The following is a 17666-nucleotide window of genomic DNA, read 5'->3' as shown; positions in this document are numbered from 1 at the left end:
GGATCGGGCAGACCGGGAGGTTCGGCCGGTCACACCCTTCCGCTGCTCATACGCCGGCGGCGGGCGAAGAAGAAGACGCCACCCGCGGCCGCGGCGACGACAAGCCCACCGCCCACCGCCATCTCGGCGGTCGAGGGGCGGTGCGAGCCACCGATACCACCCTGTGCGCCCCGGGCGGACAGCACGGTGAACGTACGGGTGGCGATCCGGTTGCTGTCGTTGCACCGGACGGCGAGGTTGTACTGGCCGGGCGTGGCGTTGTCATAGATACGGGCCGTGGCGTCGGCGACACCGCTGCCCACCCGGAAGAAGCGGTCGTCGAAGTTGCCGCCCCGGCCGCGGTCGTTGAAGTTGTTGCGACCACGGTTGTTGTTACCCCGGCCGCGGTCGTTGAAATTGTTGTTGTTACGCCCGCGGTCGTTGAAGTTGTCGTTGGCGTCGGCGTTGGCATTGGCGTTGGCGTTGCTGTTCTCGTTCTGGTTGAAGTTGAAGTTGAAGTTGCCGTTGCCGTTGCCGTTCCCGTTCCCGTTGCCCGAGCCGGTCCCTGTGCCGTTGCCCGAGCCGGTCCCGTTGTTGTCCGACCCGCCGTCATCGTTGCTGTTGACGGAAGCGTTTCCGTTGGCGTTGCCGTTCCCGAGGCCCTCTCCGTCGGAATCCGTGCCGTTCGCGTTTCCGGTGCCACGCCCGTTGCCCGCGTTCCCGTGGTCGCGTTGGTCGCGGGCATCGCCGTTGCCGTTCGCGTTCGCGCTCTCGTTGCCGTTGATGTTCACATTGGCGTTGGGGCTGGCACTCCCGTCGGGGACCGCGGCGGCGTTTCCGGTGCCGCCCACGGAGTTGTCACCGGCCGACTTGCCCGTGGCGTTTCCAGCGGCGGTCCCGTCGGGTACCGCCTTGACGGCACCGTCGGGGTTGGCGGGCGTGTTGCCGGCCGGATTCCCGGCCGTGCTCCCGTTGGGGTTTCCGGCCGCATTGCCGGCAGTGTTGCCGGCCGGATTCCCGCCCGCGTTCCCGTTGGGGTCGGCGGCCTTGTTGCCGGTCGCGTTCCCGGCTGCACTTCCGTTGGGGTTTCCGGCGTTGCTTCCGTTCGGCTTGGCGGCAGGGCTCCCGCCCTGGTCGCGGTTGGGGCCGTAGTACCCGCCGCGGTCGCGGTCGGTGGTCAGGTTCGCGGTGGGAAAGGCGTTGGACGTGACGACCCCGCCCCGGCCGCAGCCGTCGACCTGGATGTGCATGGTCCCGCCCTGGTGGACCGCCGATGGCGACAGGGTGATGTTCCTCGGGCCGGTGCCATTGCCGTTGCTGGTGGCGGCGACCACGGGCCCCGTGAGCCCCATGGCCGCGCAAGCGGTGACGCTCACCGCGATGGCGCGTGAAGCACGCATGGTTGAACCTCCAGTGGACGGCGCCCCGGAACGGTGCTCCGGAGTTCGATGACAACGCCCTCCATGACGAACACTCACCGGAATGCACTTTCGCCGCATTTCGGAACTGGTCCACCCCGGTGAGCCGACACGCCGGTCCCGGCAGCCCGGATCTGACGGTTCCGCAGGTCACAGCCACAACACAGCTTGTATGGCTAAATACTCGTTCGGCCTCACCCCAAGTGGCCGTACCACCCGTTCGCCCCTCCCGAGTCGCAGCCCCGCGCAGGGGTGCTTACCGTGCCTGCACACGATGAGATGGGAGAACCATGGGCCTGGACTACACCGGCTCGGAGTCGAGGAGGCGCTCACCCTGGGGCGTACTGGCTCTCGTCATGCTCACCGGCCTGGCGCTGGTGCGCAACGGCGTTGACGTGGGGATGGGACCGCCCCAACCGGCCGTCGCCGCCGCCCTCGACAGCGGCCAGAGCAAGGTGAACTCGCTCGCCGCGAACGGAGCGGTGGTGCCGCTGGCGTACGCGCCCGCCTCACGGATCGCCATCCCCGCCATCCGGGTCGACGCGCCGATCGTCGATGTCGGCCTCGACCCCAACGGCTGGATCGAGGCGCCGCCACCCCAGGACACCAACCTCGCCGGCTGGTACCAGAACGGCATCGCCCCTGGCTCACAGGGCACCGCCGTGATCGTCGGGCATGTCGACAACGCCGGGGGCCCCGCCGTGTTCTACGGACTCGGCGCGCTCCAGAAGGGCGTCCACATCGAGGTGGCCCGCTACGACGGCCGGACCGCCGTCTTCGAGGTGTACGGGGTCGAGGTGTTCTCGAAGCAGAACTTCCCCGCCGCCCGCGTCTACGGAGACACCGGTAGTCCCGAGCTGCGGGTGATCACCTGCGGCGGAGGCTATTCGCAGGCCGGTGGGTACGACGGCAACGTCGTCGTCTTCGCCCGCATGATCGCCTCGCGCTGACCGCCCGAGGGGACCCGCCGTCGTGGCACCGCCGCGGCGGCCCTCGACATGTCCGACCGCGGCCTCCGCGGTCGGGGGGTCAGGAACGGCGTACCAGCGGGAACGGCAGGGTCTCCCGGATGGTGAGTCCGGTCAGGAACATCACCAGCCGGTCCACCCCGATGCCGAGTCCCCCGGTCGGTGGCATCGCGTACTCCAGTGCGTCGAGGAAGTCCTCGTCGAGCTCCATGGCCTCCGGGTCGCCGCCAGCGGCGAGCAGTGACTGGGCGGTGAGGCGGCGGCGCTGTTCGACCGGGTCGGTGAGCTCCGAGTAGGCGGTACCCAGCTCGGTGCCGAAGGCGACGAGGTCCCAGCGTTCGGCGAGGCGCGGGTCCCGGCGGTGCTGGCGGGTGAGCGGGGAGACGTCCGTGGGGAAGTCCTTGTAGAAGGTCGGCAGCACGGTCCTCTCCTCCACCAGCCGCTCGTACATCTCCAGGACCACGTCGCCCCGGGTGTCGTCGGGGATGTGCGGGACTCCCGCGACATCGCAGAGCCTGCGCAGGTCGTCCTCCCCGGTGTCGGCGTCGACCTCTTCGCCGAGGGCCTCCGACAGCGCCCCGTAGACCGTCTTGACGGGCCAGGGCCCGGAGATGTCATGGGCGACGAGCGTCCCGTCAGGCCCCGCCCTGTGTGCGACGGGCAATCCGAACGCCGCGGTGGCCGCGCCCTGGATGAGCTCACGGGCCAGGTCGAGCATCACGTCGTAGTCGGCGAAGGCCTGGTACGCCTCCAGCATCGTGAACTCGGGGTTGTGCTTGTAGGAGATCCCTTCGTTGCGGAAGGTGCGGCCCAGTTCGAAGACCTTCTCCAGACCGCCGACGCACAGCCGTTTGAGGTACAGCTCGGGCGCGATACGCAGATAGAGGTCGAGGTCGTAGGCGTTGATGTGGGTGGTGAAGGGGCGGGCGTTGGCGCCCCCGTGGATCTGCTGGAGCATCGGGGTCTCGACTTCGAGATAGCCGCGTTCCAGCAGCCCTTGACGCAGCGCCTGGACCGCCGCCGACCTGGCCCGGACTACGGCGCGGGCGTCAGGCCGGGCGACCAGGTCGAGATAGCGCCGGCGGACCCGGGCCTCGGGGTCGGCGAGGCCGCGGCGCTTGTCCGGTAGCGGGCGCAGGCACTTGGCGGTGAGCTGCCAGGAGCCTGCGAAGAGGGTGAGTTCACCGCGGTCGCTTGCGCCGATCTCACCGGTGGCGGTGATGTGGTCGCCGAGGTCGGCGTCCGCCCGGAACGCGTCGAGTACGCCGGGGCCGGAGCCCTGGCGGGTGAAGGCGATCTGGAGGTCTCCGGACCAGTCACGGATCACGGCGAAGACGATCCCGCCGAAGTCGCGGACGGCCATCACGCGCCCGGCGACGGTGGCCTGCTCCCCGGTGTGCGCCCCGGGGACGGGTGAGGGGTGGGCCGCGCGGACGGCGGCGAGGGTGGTGGTGGGTCCGGCGACCCCGACCGGGTAGGGGTCGATGCCCCGCTCGCGCAGCCGGTCCAGTTTGCGATGGCGGATGCGTGCCTGCTCCGTGAGCCGCCGCTCCCCCATCGGGCGTACGGTGTCGGGCCCGGCCAGCTCCAGCGCCTCGATGGCGGGCAGCCCCGCGGTCCCGGCCACCGGTCCGCTGAGCGCGTGCCGCCGCCCGTTGCCCCGGAGCCTGCGCAGGCTCGGTACGGAGACGAAGCCTTCGGCGATCGCCGACGCGAGACCGATACGGGCGAGGGCCCCCGCGTCCCCGAAGCAGAGGAACCGGGGGTACCACGACGGCTGGTACTTGACGTTGGAGCGGTACAGGGCTTCGAGCTGCCACCAACGCGAGAAGAACAGCAGCAGCCTGCGCCAGGCCCGCAGCACGGGGCCGGCGCCGATCCTGGCGCCTTCCTCGAAGACCGCGCGGAACACGGCGAAGTTCAGCGAGATACGGCGGATGCCGAACTGCGCAGCCTGCGCACACAGCTCCGCGACCATGAACTCCATGATGCCGTTCGGGGCGCTGTCGCGGTCGCGGCGCATCACGTCGAGCGAGACACCGTCGCGCCCCCACGGTACGAAGGAGAGCAGCGCTATCAGCCTGGTCCCGGCCGACGCCGGATCGCCGTCGAAGGCTTCGACCAGCAGGCAGTCCCCGTCCCCGGGATCGCCGAGCCGGTCCAGCGCCATGGAGAACCCGCGTTCGGTCTCGGTGTCCCGCCAGGCGTCGGCGCGGTCGATGGCCAGCTCCATCTCCCTGTCGCTCAGCGCGGAGTGCCTCCGTACCCGCACGGTGGCGCCGAGCCTGCGCACCCGGTGGACGGCCTGCCGGGTGACCCGCATATCGCGGCCGTCGAGGTCGAAGCGGTCCACGTACAGGATCGCCTCGTCACCGAGCTGGATGGCACCGAGCCCCGACCGCCCGTACGCCCTGGCGCCGTCCTCGGACGCGCCCATCACGGCGGGGACCCAGGCATGGCGGCGGGCGACGTCCAGCCAGCCCTCGATCGCGGGTGTCCACGCCTCCTTGTCGCCCACCGGGTCGCCGCTGGCCAGGGCGACCCCTGCCTCGACCCGGTAGGTGACGGCCGCCTTGCCGTTCGGGGCGAAGACGACGGCCTTGTCGCGGCGGGTGGCGAAGTAGCCGAGCGAGTCCTGCGAACCGTAGGCGCCGAGCAGCGCGCGGATACGGGGCTCCTCGTCGCCGTGCAGCGCCGCTTCCATCCGCTGGGAGCGGAAGAGCGTCGCGGCGGAGTTCAGCAGGGCGAGTGCGCCGAAGAGACCCAGGATGAAGTAGAGCGCCCGGGGCGGGGTGCCGTCGAACTGCCGACCGGACGCGAGCCCGCCGAGCACCCGGTCGGCCGACCAGAGCAGCCGCTGCCCTGCTGCGAGGGTGCCGGGGAAGAGCTCGACAAGCCCCCAGCCGACCAGCACACCGGCGGCGAGCCCGACCACCAGCACGGCGATGGCGCGCCGTAGCGCCGCGCGCCGGGTCTCTGCGTAGAACTCGCGCCGGGCGGCGACCAGCAGCAGGAAGGCGGCCAGGCACACCAGGAGGTTGGGGACCACCTCCCAGTACCGGCCGACGGCGACGGTCAGGACGTCGGCGACGAAGATCAGCACGAGATAGACGACGACCAGCCACCAGGCGACCTTCTTGCGGGCGCCGATGGCTCCGGCGAGCAGCAGCAGGAAGACGGCGTAGGCGAGGTTGGCGCTGACCGGCACGACGTTCTGGTCGAGGAACACCACCACGGGCCGCAACAGCCTGCGCAGCGGGGCGAGCAGCGCGAGCAGCGCGCAGAACACCCCGAGCAGGGCGAAGAACATCGCGAAGCCGCCCGGCACCTTGGCCATGAAGCCGCTCCGGGTGAAGGCCGAGCGCTCCGCCGCGCTGACACTCATGTTCCGCACTCTAGGGAGAGCTTCGCCGGGGCGCCTGTCGGCGGCGGAGCGAGTGGATGGTGGCGGCGGTGTTCCGCGTGACGGCGGTACACGCCGAGCACACCGGCTTCCCGTACGGGTCCGACCGTCGCGGGCGGCGGGCGGCGGGCGGCGGGCGGCGATCGGGCACTCGCCGCCCGGTCAACCGCTGAGCGCACCATTCACCTCCCCGTACGGACCACTCGGCGCAGATCGGCGTGCGTCGGCTGTCGTTCCGGCCCCTGATGCGCTCGGATACGCACCGAGCGATCCGAACGCACCCGACGCATCGAAACGGACCGGAGGCGACGATGGGGACGGCGACGACCGACGAGCGGGCTCTGGCGGAGCTGAAGCACGAACACGGTCCCGCCCTGCTGCACTTCCTCCTCGGCCTGACGTACGGGGACCGGCAGCGTGCCGAGGACCTGCTCCAGGAGACCCTGGTACGGGCCTGGCAGCACCCCGAGGCGTTCGCCGCGCCGTATGAGTCGATGCGGCCGTGGCTTTTCACCGTGGGGCGGCGGCTCGCGATCGACGCCCGCCGTTCCCGGCTGGCCCGGCCCGCCGAGGTCGGCGACGGTGCGCTCGCCGGTACCCCGGATCCCGCGGATCCGACCGACCGGGCGGTCGCCGCGCTGGACGTCCGGGCCGCGGTGCGGTCCCTGAGCCCCGAGCACCGCGCGGTGCTGGTTCAGATCTACTTCCGGGGGCACAGCGTGGCGGAGACCGCCCAGGCGCTCGGCGTCCCGGCCGGAACGGTCAAGTCGCGCTCGCACTACGCGCTGCGTCAGCTCGCCAGGTCGCTGCCCGGCTACCATCGCGCGGCGGTCACCCCGGCCGGGGCGGGGGGACGCGGGGGGTGAGGGCGCGCGCGCAGGGGGCGCGGCGCGCGCCGCGCCCCCGCCCCCGGCGCGGCCCCCCGCCCACGCGCGGGGGGGCCCCCCCCCGGGCGCCGGCGGGGCCCGGCGGGGGCGCGCCCCGCGGGCCCGGCCGCCGCGCGACCGCCACCGCCGCCGCACGACGGCCGTCGCCGCGTCTCGTGCCAGGCTCCGGCGCGGGCGGTTCACTCCCGCCCCGGTCACCCCTTCACCGATCTGGTCCCCCTGGTGCAACGGTCCGTGCCGACAGGATTCGGAATCCGCCGCTCGAGTTGAGCAAAGAGCGGCCCTGACGCGTGTCTCTCGGTGGAGGCTCGTCTTCGAGACCCGCGCCGAACATGTCCGGGAGTAGGTGGAGAGAGTGCTGCCCGAGGGTACGAACGGCACCAGTGGAGACGGTCTGGCGGTGCCCATGGCCTGGCTGTGTGCCGAGTACATGGCCGATGAGCTGCTGCGCACCGGCGGCTTGGTGGAGACCGGTACGGTCGAGTTCAGAGCGGGCCGGGCCACACTGGCCCTGACGATCTATCTGTGCGGTGGGCCCGATGAACCCGCCACCGGTATCCGCACGGTGTCCCGGCTGGACGAGTGGCTGTCCCGCACGGCGTACGGGCACCCGTGGCCGCAGTGGGTGCGCGAGCGTATCGGCGTGCTCGAGGCTTTCGAGTGCGATGTCACCGGCCCCGACGCGGACCTGGAGCTCGCCCGGGACACCTGGCGGTGGCTGGAGCACACCGAGGTGCTCGCCGCCGACCTGGGTGACGAGTCGGGGCTCTGGCCGCCGGCGCTGCCGCAGGAGGATCCGGCCGTGGACGAGTCGGAGCAGGTGTGGACGCCGGCGTGGCGTCTGGGGCTGCCGCTCGGGCATCTGGCGATGCATCTGTACTGAGACGCGTCCGCACCGGGCCGGGGACCCGCTCGGCACGTCCGGCCCTGGACCGCGGTGGGACCGCTTCCAGCCGGTCGCGGACCCGCGCCACCGCGGCCTCGCGAACGCACGGTCCGTGCCTCAGGATGTGCCGGAGCCCCAGGGCCTTGCGTTTGGATCTTGCCGGGCTCGCGTGCCCTGGCACCGCTCCCCTATCCGGCCTGATCCAAACGAAAGGCCCTAGTGCACGCCCGCGTGGTACTTGGGAATCCTGGCGGTGATCTTCATGCCCGCACCGACCCCCGTCTCGATGACCAGGCCGTAGTCGTCGCCGTAGACCTGCCGAAGCCGGTCGTCCACATTGCACAGCCCGATGCCCGGCGAGCGGCCCGGCTCACCCGCGAGTATCCGGCGCAGCTCGGCCGGGTCCATGCCGACGCCGTCGTCCTCGACCACGACCACGGCCTCGGCGCCCGCGTCCCTGGCGGAGATCGAGATACGGCACTCCTGCCCCGAGTCCTCAAGACCGTGTTTGACAGCGTTCTCGACCAGCGGCTGAAGGCACAGGAAGGGCAGCGCGACCGGCAGCACTTCGGGGGCGATCTGAAGGGTGACCTTGAGCCGGTCCCCGAACCGGGCTCCGGCAAGCGCCAGATACTGCTCGATACACCGCAGTTCGTCGGCGAGCTGGGTGAAATCCCCGTGCCTGCGGAACGAGTAGCGGGTGAAGTCGGCGAATTCCAGTAGCAGTTCACGTGCCCGACCGGGGTCGGTACGCACGAAGGAGGCGATGGCGGCGAGTGAGTTGAAGATGAAGTGCGGTGAGATCTGGGCGCGCAGGGCGCGGATCTCCGCCTCGATCAGCCGGGTGCGTGAACGGTCGAGTTCTGTCAGCTCCAGCTGTACGGACACCCAGCGGGCGACCTCGGTGGCGGCTCGCAGCAGCACCGCGGACTCCCGGGAGCCATAGGCGACGAGGGTGCCGAGTACTCCCTCCTCGCCGGTGAGCGGGGCGATGACGGCCCAGCGCAGCGGGCAGTCCGGCGTTTCGCACCCGGTGCGCACGCTCTGGCCGCGGCCCGACTCCAGGACCTCCGCCACGCGCGCCATCGCCCACTCCTCGTGGTGCTCGGCGCCCGGTCCGTCCCAGGCCAGGACCCGTTCGCGGTCGGTCAGGCAGAACACCTCGGTGCCCAGCAGCGGGCGCAGCCGGCGGGCGGCCTTGCGGGCGGTGTCCTCGGTGAGCCCGGCCCGCAGGGGCGGGGCGGCGAGCGACGCGGTGTGCAGGGTGTGGAAGGTGGCCCGCTCGACCGGTGTGCCGAGCCCGAGGCCAGGGCCACCGCCGGTGCCGTGACGCCGTGCGGTGAGCCGGCCGAGTGCGAAGCCTGCCGCCAGCAGGACGGCAGCGGCTGCGCACAGTGCCGCCAGCGCCATCCCGCTCACCCCGTTCATCGCCGCCTCCTTGGGATCCCTGGGACCGCTTCCGCCGTTTCGGCCGGCTGCGGCCGTGCGGCGAGGTTCTCCGGCAGGTGCAACCGCGCGAGGATGGCGTCCGCCCCGGCGGGTATGTGCCGGGGCGTCGCCAGTGACACCAGCACCATGGTGAGGAAGCCCAGCGGCACCGACCAGACCGCGGGCCAGGCCATCAGGGTGTGCGCCCAGCCTCCGGGGGCAAGCCCGGTCCGGGTCGCCATCACGGCGGTCAGGGCTGCCCCGCCGCCCGTGACGAGCCCCGCCGCGGCGCCCGGCGGGGTCAGCCGCCGCCACCAGATGCCGAGCACCAGCAAGGGGCAGAAGGAAGAGGCGGAGACGGCGAAGGCGAGTCCGACGGCGTCGGCGACCGGCACATGGGAGGCGAAGACGCTGACGGCGAGCGGTACGGCCGTCGCCGCGACCGCGGCCAGCCGGAAATGCCGTACCCCGCGTGCGGGCAGCACGTCCTGGGTGAGCACCCCGGCCACGGACATGGTCAGCCCGGACGCCGTGGACAGGAACGCGGCGAAGGCGCCGCCCGCCAGCAGCGCTCCCAGCAGGTCCCCGGCCAGCCCGCCCAGCATCCGGTCGGGTAGCACGAGTACGGCGGCGTCGGCGGCCCCGGTGAGGCTCAGCTCGGGGGCGTAGATCCGGCCGAGGGCTCCGTAGACGGGCGGCAGCAGATAGAAGACGCCGATCATCCCGAGGACGACGAGTGTGGTGCGCCGCGCGGCACATCCGTTGGGGCTCGTGTAGAAGCGCACGGCGACGTGCGGCAGCCCCATCGTGCCGAGGAAGGTGGCGAGGATCAGCCCGTAGGTGGCGTACAGCTGATAGCCGTTCCGCCCGCCCGCGAGCGGCTGGGACCAGCTGGACGGGTCCGTGCCGCTGGTGGCACGCTCGGGGACGGCCGCACCGCGCGGAAAGCTGATGGTGGTCCCGCTGTCGATCCGGTGTGTGCCCTCGCCGAGGCTGAGCCGCTCGCCGTCGTACCGTGCGCCGTCGACGGTGCCGGTGACTTCGAGGGTGAGCGGCCGCGCCAGCTCGACCCGTACGGTGTCGCCGACCCGTACGACGGTGTGCTCGCGGAACACGGCGGGGGCGTCGAAGCGTGCGCGCGGCGCGTCGTCGCCCGCCCAGGCGGCGGCCAGGAAAAGCGCGGGGACGAGCAGTGCGGTCAGCTTGAGCCAGTACTGGAAGGCCTGGACGAAGGTGATCGACCGCATCCCACCCGCCGCGACCGCCACCGTGACGACGAAGGCCACGACAAGCCCGCCCACCCAGCCGGGCGCGCCGGTGAGGATCTCCAGGGTGAGGCCGGCGCCCTGGAGCTGCGGCAGCAGATAGAGCCAGCCGATACCGGCGACAAGGAGGCTTGCGAGCCTGCGCACAGCCGCCGATTCGAGCCGGGCTTCGGCGAAGTCGGAGAGTGTGTACGCGCCCGAGCGGCGCAGTGGGGCGGCGACGAGCACCAGGAGGACGAGGTATCCGGCGGTGTAGCCCACCGGGTACCAGAGCATTCCGGGACCCTGGAGCAGTACCAGTCCCGCGATGCCGAGGAAGGAGGCGGCGGAGAGGTACTCGCCGCTGATGGCAGCGGCGTTGAGTCCGGGTCCGACGGTGCGTGAGGCGACGTAGAAATCCGACGTGGTGCGGGATATCCGCAGCCCGAGTGCACCGATGAGGACGGTCGCGAGGACGACGAAGGCGACTGCCGCCACCGCGTAGGTCTGGTTCACCGGCCGCCCTCCCCTGGTGTGCTCAGCGGCCTTCGACCAGTGCGGTGAAGTCGCGCTCGTTGCGCTCCGCGCGGCGGACGTACCACCGGGCGATGCCCCACATCACCGGGTACACGGCCACGCCGAGGGCCACCCAGACGAACGGCTGGGGCGAGGAGAGGGAGCCCAGGACTTCGGTGGGCAGCGCGAACAGCAGCGGCAGCGTGCCGACGAGCAGGGCGAGTGCGCCCAGCGCGGCGAGCGCGGCACGCCGCTGGCTGCGTATCAGGGAGCGGATGTACACCCCGCCGATGGGGGTCTGGTCGCTGATCTCGGAGCGCGCCTGGGCGTGGCCGGGCGGGCGGCGCGCGGCACGGGGTACGCCCGTGACCACCTCGCGGCGAGGCGGCTGCTTCGCGGGCTCGGCAGGCTCCGCAGACATGGACGATCCCTCCCCGCGGCGCTCGGCGATCGCTCAGACAGATGTCCGAGGATCTGGATCCACGGAGTCTACGCGGGAGCCACGGTGGGACCGCGAGGTGTCTGTCCCGTGGCCGGATCGCCGTCGGACCGGCTCACACGGGTCGCGGGTCGCGAGTATCGGATCCCGCCCGGGGACCAGGTCGCGGTCCGGATCAGCGCCGTGCCACCGGGAAGGACCTTCAGCCCCGTGCGGGCCGCATCAGCAGGTCGCGGAGCTGGCGTGCGTGCCTCCGGCTGACCGGGAGTTCGGCCGTGCCGACCCGGACCGTGGTGGCCCCGGCGTCGAGTCGCAGCTCGTCGATCCGGCTGAGGGCGACCAGATGGCTGCGGTGGATGCGGACGAATCCACGGGCGGCCCAGCGCTCCTCCAGGGTGGACAGCGGGATTCGGACCAGATGGCTGCCCTCCGCGGTGTGCAACCGCGCGTAGTCGCCCTGGGCCTCGACGTAGGTGATGTCGTCGATCGCCACAAAGCGGGTGACCCCGCCGAGCTCCACCGGTATCTGGTCGCTCGCGGCCACCGTCCGTGCCGCGGTCGGAAGCGGGGCTTGTGCCGGCCTGGGATCGCGTGCCAGGTCTGTCAGCTCGCTCGCCCGGCGCACCGCCTCGGCGAGCCGCTCCCGGCGCACCGGCTTCAGTACATAGTCGACGGCCTTGAGGTCGAACGCATGGACGGCGAAACCCTCGTGCGCGGTGACGAACACGACCAGCGGTGGCCGGGCGAAACCGGCGAGCAGTCTGGCGACGTCGAGCCCGGTCAGTCCGGGCATGTGGATGTCGAGGAAGACCACGTCGACGGCGTCATCACCGTCGGGACCCGCGTCCAGGGCCCGGTTGATGCGGCGCAGCGCGTCGGTGGCGTCGGTGGCGCCTTCCGCGGTCAGCACCCGCGGGTCGGAGCGCAACAGGAAGAGCAGCTCTTCGAGCGCCGGTTTCTCGTCGTCCACGGCCAGTACGCGCAGCATGCTGCGGATCCTAGGCCGGTCACCGGCCACCGGACCACCGGACTCAGTGCTGCTTTTACGCGTGCCAGTGAGCAGGGCGGGGCTGTCGTGCGTATTCCATGCCGACACCACGGTACGTACGACTTGTATGGACCGTTCGTAGCCGACGAGCCGAAGGATTGGTCCATGAATCTGCGGGAGCGGCACAGGGATGTGGCTGCCTATGCGCTGGGCGTCCTCGACCCTTCGGACGCGTTCCGCTTCGAGGAGCATCTCTCGGAATGTGTCCTGTGCGCGGTGCGGCTGACGGATTTCGCTCCGGTCGCCTCGGCGCTGGGCGAACTGGGCGCGCCCGGTGCGTCGGAGGCGCCGGTGACCCGGCCGTCTGCCGCGCTGCTCGGCCGGCTGCTCGGCACGGTCGCGGAGGACCGCAGACGCGGCGCGCGCCGCAGGCTTCGGCTGGTGGCGGCTGCGGCGGCGCTGATCATCGCGCTGCCGGTGGGTGTCCTCGGCCTGCTCAAGGACGGGGCCGGCGCCGAAGGCGGGGTGTCGCGGCTCGTCGCGACGGACGCGGCGACGGGGGTGTACGGAGCGGTCGAGCTGCACCGGAAGGCGTGGGGCACCGCGGTGGCGCTGCGGCTCGCGAAGGTGACGGGGCCCCGGACCTGCGAGCTGGTGGTGGTCGGCAAGGACGGCGCCGAGCACCCTCTCTCCACCTGGTCGGTGCCGCAGGACGGTTACGGCCTGCCCGGGGCGGCCGGGAACGGCAAGCCGCTGGACATCGAGGTGGCCACGGCGCTGACACCGGACGAGATCGGCCATGTGGAGATCCGTACCGAGACCGGTGAGCGGCTCGTGTCCCTGGACCGCTGAGCCGGAGCAGTCGTGGACTACTTGAGCAGGCGGGACATCCGCCGGTCGGCGAGGGGCTTGCCGCCCGTCTGGCAGGTGGGGCAGTACTGCAGCGAGGAGTCGTGGAAGGACACCTCCCGGATGGTGTCGCCGCACACCGGGCACGGCAGACCGGTGCGTCCGTGCACCCTGAGCCCGCTCTTCTTCTCGGACTTGAGGTTCCCCGCGGCAAGCCCCCGTGAGCGCCGCACGGCGTCGGTGAGGGTCTCGCGCATGGCCTCGTAGAGGCCGGTGATCTCGTCGTCGCTGAGCTTCGACGTGAGTTTGTAGGGCGACATCCTCGCCGCGTGCAGGATCTCGTCGCTGTAGGCGTTGCCGATCCCGGCGATCAGCCCCTGGTCGCGCAGCGCGCCCTTGATCTGGCGGCGTTCGCCCGCGAGGAGTGCGGCGAAGTCCTCGCGGTCGAAGGCGTCGGCGAGCGGGTCGGGACCGAGCCGGGCCACGCCCGGGACCTGTGCCGGATCGTGCACCAGATGGACGGCGAGCCGTTTGGTGGTGCCCGCCTCCGTGAGATCGAAGCCGTCTCCGCCGGTGAGCGCGGTACGCAGGGCCAGCGGCCCCTTGCCGGGCCTCGGCACTCCGGAGGGCAGTACGTCCTTCCACTGGAGCCAGCCGGCCCTGGCGAGGTGGAAGACCAGATGGAGCCCGTCTCCCGTGGCGATGTCGAGGAACTTCCCGTGCCGGTGCACGGCGCTGACCTCACCGCCCTCCAGGGCGGTGAGCGGCGGGTCGTAGGTCTTGAGCACGCTGACCGCCACGGGCAGCACCTTGGCGATCTCCTTACCGACCAGACGCTCGTCGAGGAAGTCCCGCAGCGCTTCGACCTCGGGCAGTTCCGGCATGGGACCAGCCTGCCGTATCACCATGCCGTGCGCAGGCCGGGCTCTGCGGTCAACTCGGCGGCCGGGGTCGTCGGCCGCGCTCAGCGGACCAGTGACAGCAGCTCGGCGAGCTCCTCCGCCATACAGTGTGCGAGCCCGTCCACGTCCGGGAGCGCCTTGCCGTCGGCGACCAGTCCGATGTGCACCTTGCCGCCGTAGGTGGACATCGCGACGGCGAGCGACTGGCCCCGGGCAAGCGGTGCCAGCGGATACACCTCCCGCAGCGGGCAGCCGCCGAGTGACAGCGCGGAGCGGGGTAGCGGCACGCTCGTCACCAGCACGTCGAAGAGCATCCGGGCGGCGCTCCCGGCGATCGGCGCACCGAAGCGGTGGGCCAGCGCGGGGAGTTGGTCGGCGAGTACGGCGACCGCGCCGGCACCCCGCAGCGGCCCCGCCGCCTTGTTGCGGTCCATTCCGGTGCGGACGGCGTAGAGCCTGGTCCAGGGGTTGGACTCGGTGACGGGGAGCGCGAGCACATAGGCCGAGAGTTTGTTGCCCGTACCGGGAGCACTGCCGGGCCGGCGTCGGGAAACCGGCACGAGGGCCCCGGGATCACTCGGCGGCAGTGTGTCACCCCGCGCGATCATCCAGCGGCGCAGCGCCCCGGCCACGATGGCGAGCAGCACGTCGTTGGCGGTGCCGCCGGCCGCTCGGCGCACCTCGTGCACCTCGTCCAGGGGCAGTACGGCGGTGGCCAGTCGGCGCGTACCGCTGGAGGTCGCGCTGAACGGGGCGGCGCCGCGCGGGTCGTGTCGCCCGGCGCGGGCGAGGGAGGCGCCGACGAGCGCGGCCCCGACCCCGACGGCGCGGCCGAGCTCCTCGATCCGGCCGCGCGCCATGCCCGCCATCTGCCAGGGTCCGGGCAGCCAGGAGCGGAGGCCTGCCGGGTTGCTGCCGCGTGCCGCGCTCATCCGGGCCGGCACACCGCGTCCCGAGCGGGCGCCGCGGGCGTCGGCGACCTGGTCGAAGATCCCGGCGCCGATGGCCACGGCGCGCATCCCGTCGGCGAGGGCGTGGTGCAGTTTGACGAGCACCCCGAACGGGTCCCCGGGCCCACCGGTGAGCAGGTACATCTCCCAGGGCGGCAGGCCCCGTTCCAGCGGACGTTCCATCAGCTCCCCGGCGAGCCGCGCCGCACCGGTGGCGAAGTCCCCCGCGGGCAGCCGCACATGGCGCAGATGCCGCCGCACGTCGAAGTCCTTGTGCGCGGCCCAGGCGGCGCCGCCGACCGGCAGCAGCACATCGCGCACCCGCATCCTCAGCCGCGGAATGGCGCAGGCGCGGGCGGCGAGCAGTTCCAGGATCTCCGCGCTGTCGCGCTCGCCGGACGCGGGTGGGGAGAAGCAGGCGAGCGCGCCGAGGTGCATGGGGTGGTCGGCGCTTTCGAGATGCCAGAACGCCAGATCCAGCGGGGCCAGTAGCTCAGTACTCAAGGGGTCCTCATGTCCTAGAAGGCCGGAAACCCGGAACACGGGGAGAGACAAGTCAATCGTCCGTGATCGGTGACGGTCAAGTACCGTCAAGTTACATACGGTTACTATTCGGTAGCGGTTCGGTATGGGTTCGGCATGGATTGAAGGCTTGTTCGCATCGGTTCGCACGGCCGGGCGCGCGGCTGGTTGGCAGGAGTCAGGCGGCTGTCCGCTCGACGGCGACCGGATCGGGCATGGCGAACTCACACCACACGCATTTGCCGCTGCCCCGCGACTCCACGCCCCAGACGTCCGCCAGCCGGTCCACCAGCATCAGCCCACGGCCCGAGACCCCCGACTCCCCGGCGTCACGGCGCCGGGGCAGCGCGGTCGACCGGTCCTCCACCTCGACCCTCAGACGCCGCCCCTCCCCGGGCAGCACCCGTGCGGTCACGGTCGCCCCGCCGTCGGTGTGCATCAGGGCGTTGGTGATCAGCTCGTCAGCGGCGAGCTCGATCTCGTCGGCCCGCTCCGCCGCTCCCCAGACCCGCACCGCGGCCCGGATCATATGGCGGGCGGAGGTGAGCGCCTCCGGGTCGCTCTGGGCGACATGCTGCTGAAGCCGCCCGCCCGCGTGGGCGGCGGGCGCGCCGTGGCGGCGCAGCAGCAGGAGGGCCACATCGTCTTCGCCCGCCCGCTCCTCGGACTCCTCGCACAGCCGGTCGGCGAGCAACTGGAGGTTGCGCGGGCCGCCGCGGATCAGCTCGACGAGCGCCCGCAGGCCGTCGTCGAGATCGGTACCGGGCCGCTCCACAAGCCCGTCGGTGTAGAGCAGCAGGGTCTCCCCCGGGTCCAGCTCGATGGTGGCCACGGGGTACTCGAGACGCCCGAACTCGGCGGAAAGACCGAGCGGCAGCCCACCGCCCACCGACACCCGGCGGGTCTCGCCGTCGGCGCTCAGCCGGAGCGGGTCCATATGACCGGCCCGCACCACCTGCACCACGCCGGTGGTCGGGTCGGCCTCGGCGTAGACACAGGTGGCGAACCGGTCGGTGTCGAGTTCATGGAGGAAGACGGACGCGCGGGCCATGACGGTCGCCGGGGTGTGCCCCTCGGCCGCGTAGGCGCGCAGCACGATGCGCAGTTGCCCCATGACGGCCGCCGCATGGGTGTCATGGCCCTGGACGTCACCGATGACGGCACCGACCCGGCCGCCCGGCAGCGGGATGACGTCGTACCAGTCCCCTCCGATATCTCGGCCGAGCCGCGCCGAGCGGTAGCGGACCGCGATCTGCGCGCCCGGCACGGACGGGATACGCCGGGGCAGCATCGCCTGCTGGAGTCCTTCGGCGAGATCGTGTTCCTGCTCGAAGAGCACCGCCCGCTGGAGGCTCTGGGCGATACTGCTGCCGAGTGCCACCAGCAGATTGCGTTCCTCCGTGGTGAAGCCGGTCTTGTCGCTGTAGAGCAGCCCGAGCGCGCCGATCGGCCGAGCCTGGGCGATGAGCGGCATATACGCGGCGGAGGTGACGCCGAGACCCCGGATATGGGGCCACAGCCTCGGGTACGACTCGGCGAAGTCCTCCTTCGACTCGATGAAGCGGGGCGCAAGGGTACGGATCACCTCGCTCATCGGGTACTGCTCTTCCACCCGGGTAAAGCGGGTGCCCGGTACGAACGAGCCCTCGGGTCCTTCCGCGACCAGGTGGATCCGGCCCGCCTCCAGCAGCCCCATGACCATACTGGTGGCCCCGAGGCGTTCGAGGCCGTGCGAGTCCTTGAGCACGTCGATGACGTCCCCGACCGTCCGGGCATGGGCGAGTGCGGCCGTGGTGCTCTCCACCACGCTGGTCTGGCGGCGGCGTTCGGCGTCGAGTTCGACACGGGCGGACGAGTCGGCGAGCTCCTGGGTGGCGTCGCGGACGATCCCGATGATGCGACTGGGGCGGCCGGCGGCATCACATCTGACCGCACCCTGGGTGTGGGTCCAGCGCAGGCTGCCGTCGCGGCAGCGGATCCGGAAGTACGCACCGTAGCTGCTGCTGCCACTCCTGAGCGCCTGGGTAACCAGCCCGTGCAGCCGCGTCGCCTCGCTGTGCGGGACGCGGAGAGCCAGCGACTGGGGGTGCCCGTCGAACTCCTCCGCCGTCACATCGAACACGTCGAGCGCCGACTGGTCCAGGTGCAGCAGCCCCTTCTCCAGATCCCAGTCGAAGCTGCCCATGTGGTTGAGGGACAGGCTGAGGTCCGGGTGGGCCGGCCAGTCGTCGGGGAGCGACATGGCACCCGCTGCCCGATCAGCCATGGTGACACTCTGCCATCATTT

Annotated in this window: 13 protein-coding genes; 4 read left to right on the top strand and 9 right to left on the bottom strand. The window is 71.7% G+C overall.

Translation table 11 applies throughout. The features are described 5' to 3' along the window. Positions 1-29: 29 nt before the first annotated feature. Positions 30-1379, bottom strand: a complete 1350-nt coding sequence (locus ACFWI9_RS17720; protein ID WP_387162952.1) for a hypothetical protein — start codon at positions 1377-1379, stop codon at positions 30-32. A 308-nt stretch (positions 1380-1687) separates the two neighbouring features. Here ACFWI9_RS17720 and ACFWI9_RS17715 point away from each other — a divergent pair, with 308 nt between their 5' ends. Beyond that, positions 1688-2347 carry a class F sortase gene (locus ACFWI9_RS17715; protein WP_387162950.1) on the top strand — a complete coding sequence of 220 codons (660 nt, stop codon included), beginning with the start codon at positions 1688-1690 and terminating at the stop codon, positions 2345-2347. A 79-nt stretch (positions 2348-2426) separates the two neighbouring features. On the opposite strand, the gene lysX is transcribed toward ACFWI9_RS17715, so the two are convergent. Then, a complete protein-coding gene (gene lysX, locus ACFWI9_RS17710) occupies positions 2427-5750 on the bottom strand; it encodes a bifunctional lysylphosphatidylglycerol synthetase/lysine--tRNA ligase LysX (RefSeq protein ID WP_387162949.1) in 3324 nt (1107 codons plus the stop codon). Between the two features lie 329 nt (positions 5751-6079). On the opposite strand from lysX, the gene ACFWI9_RS17705 reads away from it, so the two are divergent. Beyond that, complete coding sequence (locus ACFWI9_RS17705) at positions 6080-6634, top strand: sigma-70 family RNA polymerase sigma factor (protein ID WP_387162947.1); 555 nt, start codon at positions 6080-6082, stop codon at positions 6632-6634. A gap of 376 nt (positions 6635-7010) precedes the next feature. Further along, positions 7011-7538, top strand: a complete 528-nt coding sequence (locus tag ACFWI9_RS17700; RefSeq protein WP_387162945.1) for a hypothetical protein — start codon at positions 7011-7013, stop codon at positions 7536-7538. 219 nt (positions 7539-7757) lie between these two features. Here the strand turns inward: ACFWI9_RS17700 and ACFWI9_RS17695 are convergent, their stop codons facing one another. The 4 genes from ACFWI9_RS17695 to ACFWI9_RS17680 form a co-directional block, all read right to left on the bottom strand. Next, positions 7758-8960: a histidine kinase gene (locus tag ACFWI9_RS17695; protein WP_387162956.1), complete on the bottom strand. Its 1203-nt coding sequence runs from the start codon at positions 8958-8960 to the stop codon at positions 7758-7760. Between the two features lie 5 nt (positions 8961-8965). Further along, the gene (locus tag ACFWI9_RS17690) at positions 8966-10729 is read right to left on the bottom strand and encodes a cation acetate symporter (protein WP_387162944.1); all 1764 of its coding nucleotides are present in this window, start codon (positions 10727-10729) and stop codon (positions 8966-8968) included. Between the two features lie 22 nt (positions 10730-10751). Next, positions 10752-11150, bottom strand: a complete 399-nt coding sequence (locus ACFWI9_RS17685) for a hypothetical protein (protein ID WP_387162943.1) — start codon at positions 11148-11150, stop codon at positions 10752-10754. A gap of 220 nt (positions 11151-11370) precedes the next feature. After that, positions 11371-12156, bottom strand: coding sequence for a LytR/AlgR family response regulator transcription factor (locus ACFWI9_RS17680; protein WP_387162942.1), 786 nt, complete (start codon positions 12154-12156; stop codon positions 11371-11373). Positions 12157-12321: 165 nt separating this feature from the next. Here ACFWI9_RS17680 and ACFWI9_RS17675 point away from each other — a divergent pair, with 165 nt between their 5' ends. Then, the gene (locus ACFWI9_RS17675) at positions 12322-13008 is read left to right on the top strand and encodes an anti-sigma factor family protein (protein ID WP_387162940.1); all 687 of its coding nucleotides are present in this window, start codon (positions 12322-12324) and stop codon (positions 13006-13008) included. A 17-nt stretch (positions 13009-13025) separates the two neighbouring features. Here the strand turns inward: ACFWI9_RS17675 and ACFWI9_RS17670 are convergent, their stop codons facing one another. From ACFWI9_RS17670 to ACFWI9_RS17660, 3 genes are all read right to left on the bottom strand, one after another. Beyond that, the gene (locus tag ACFWI9_RS17670; protein ID WP_387162939.1) at positions 13026-13889 is read right to left on the bottom strand and encodes an Fpg/Nei family DNA glycosylase; all 864 of its coding nucleotides are present in this window, start codon (positions 13887-13889) and stop codon (positions 13026-13028) included. Positions 13890-13969: 80 nt separating this feature from the next. Then, positions 13970-15361, bottom strand: a complete 1392-nt coding sequence (locus ACFWI9_RS17665; protein ID WP_387162937.1) for a wax ester/triacylglycerol synthase family O-acyltransferase — start codon at positions 15359-15361, stop codon at positions 13970-13972. A 196-nt stretch (positions 15362-15557) separates the two neighbouring features. After that, positions 15558-17645 (bottom strand): SpoIIE family protein phosphatase, encoded by a 2088-nt coding sequence (locus ACFWI9_RS17660; RefSeq protein WP_387162936.1) that lies wholly within the window; start codon positions 17643-17645, stop codon positions 15558-15560. Between the last annotated feature and the right edge of the window lie 21 nt (positions 17646-17666).

The organism is Streptomyces sp. NPDC127084 (assembly GCF_042724175.1).
In the GTDB taxonomy this organism is placed as follows: Bacteria; Actinomycetota; Actinomycetes; order Streptomycetales; family Streptomycetaceae; genus Streptomyces.
The sequence above is the reverse complement of the archived record's forward strand: the minus strand, read 5'-3'. Positions and strand labels throughout refer to the sequence as shown.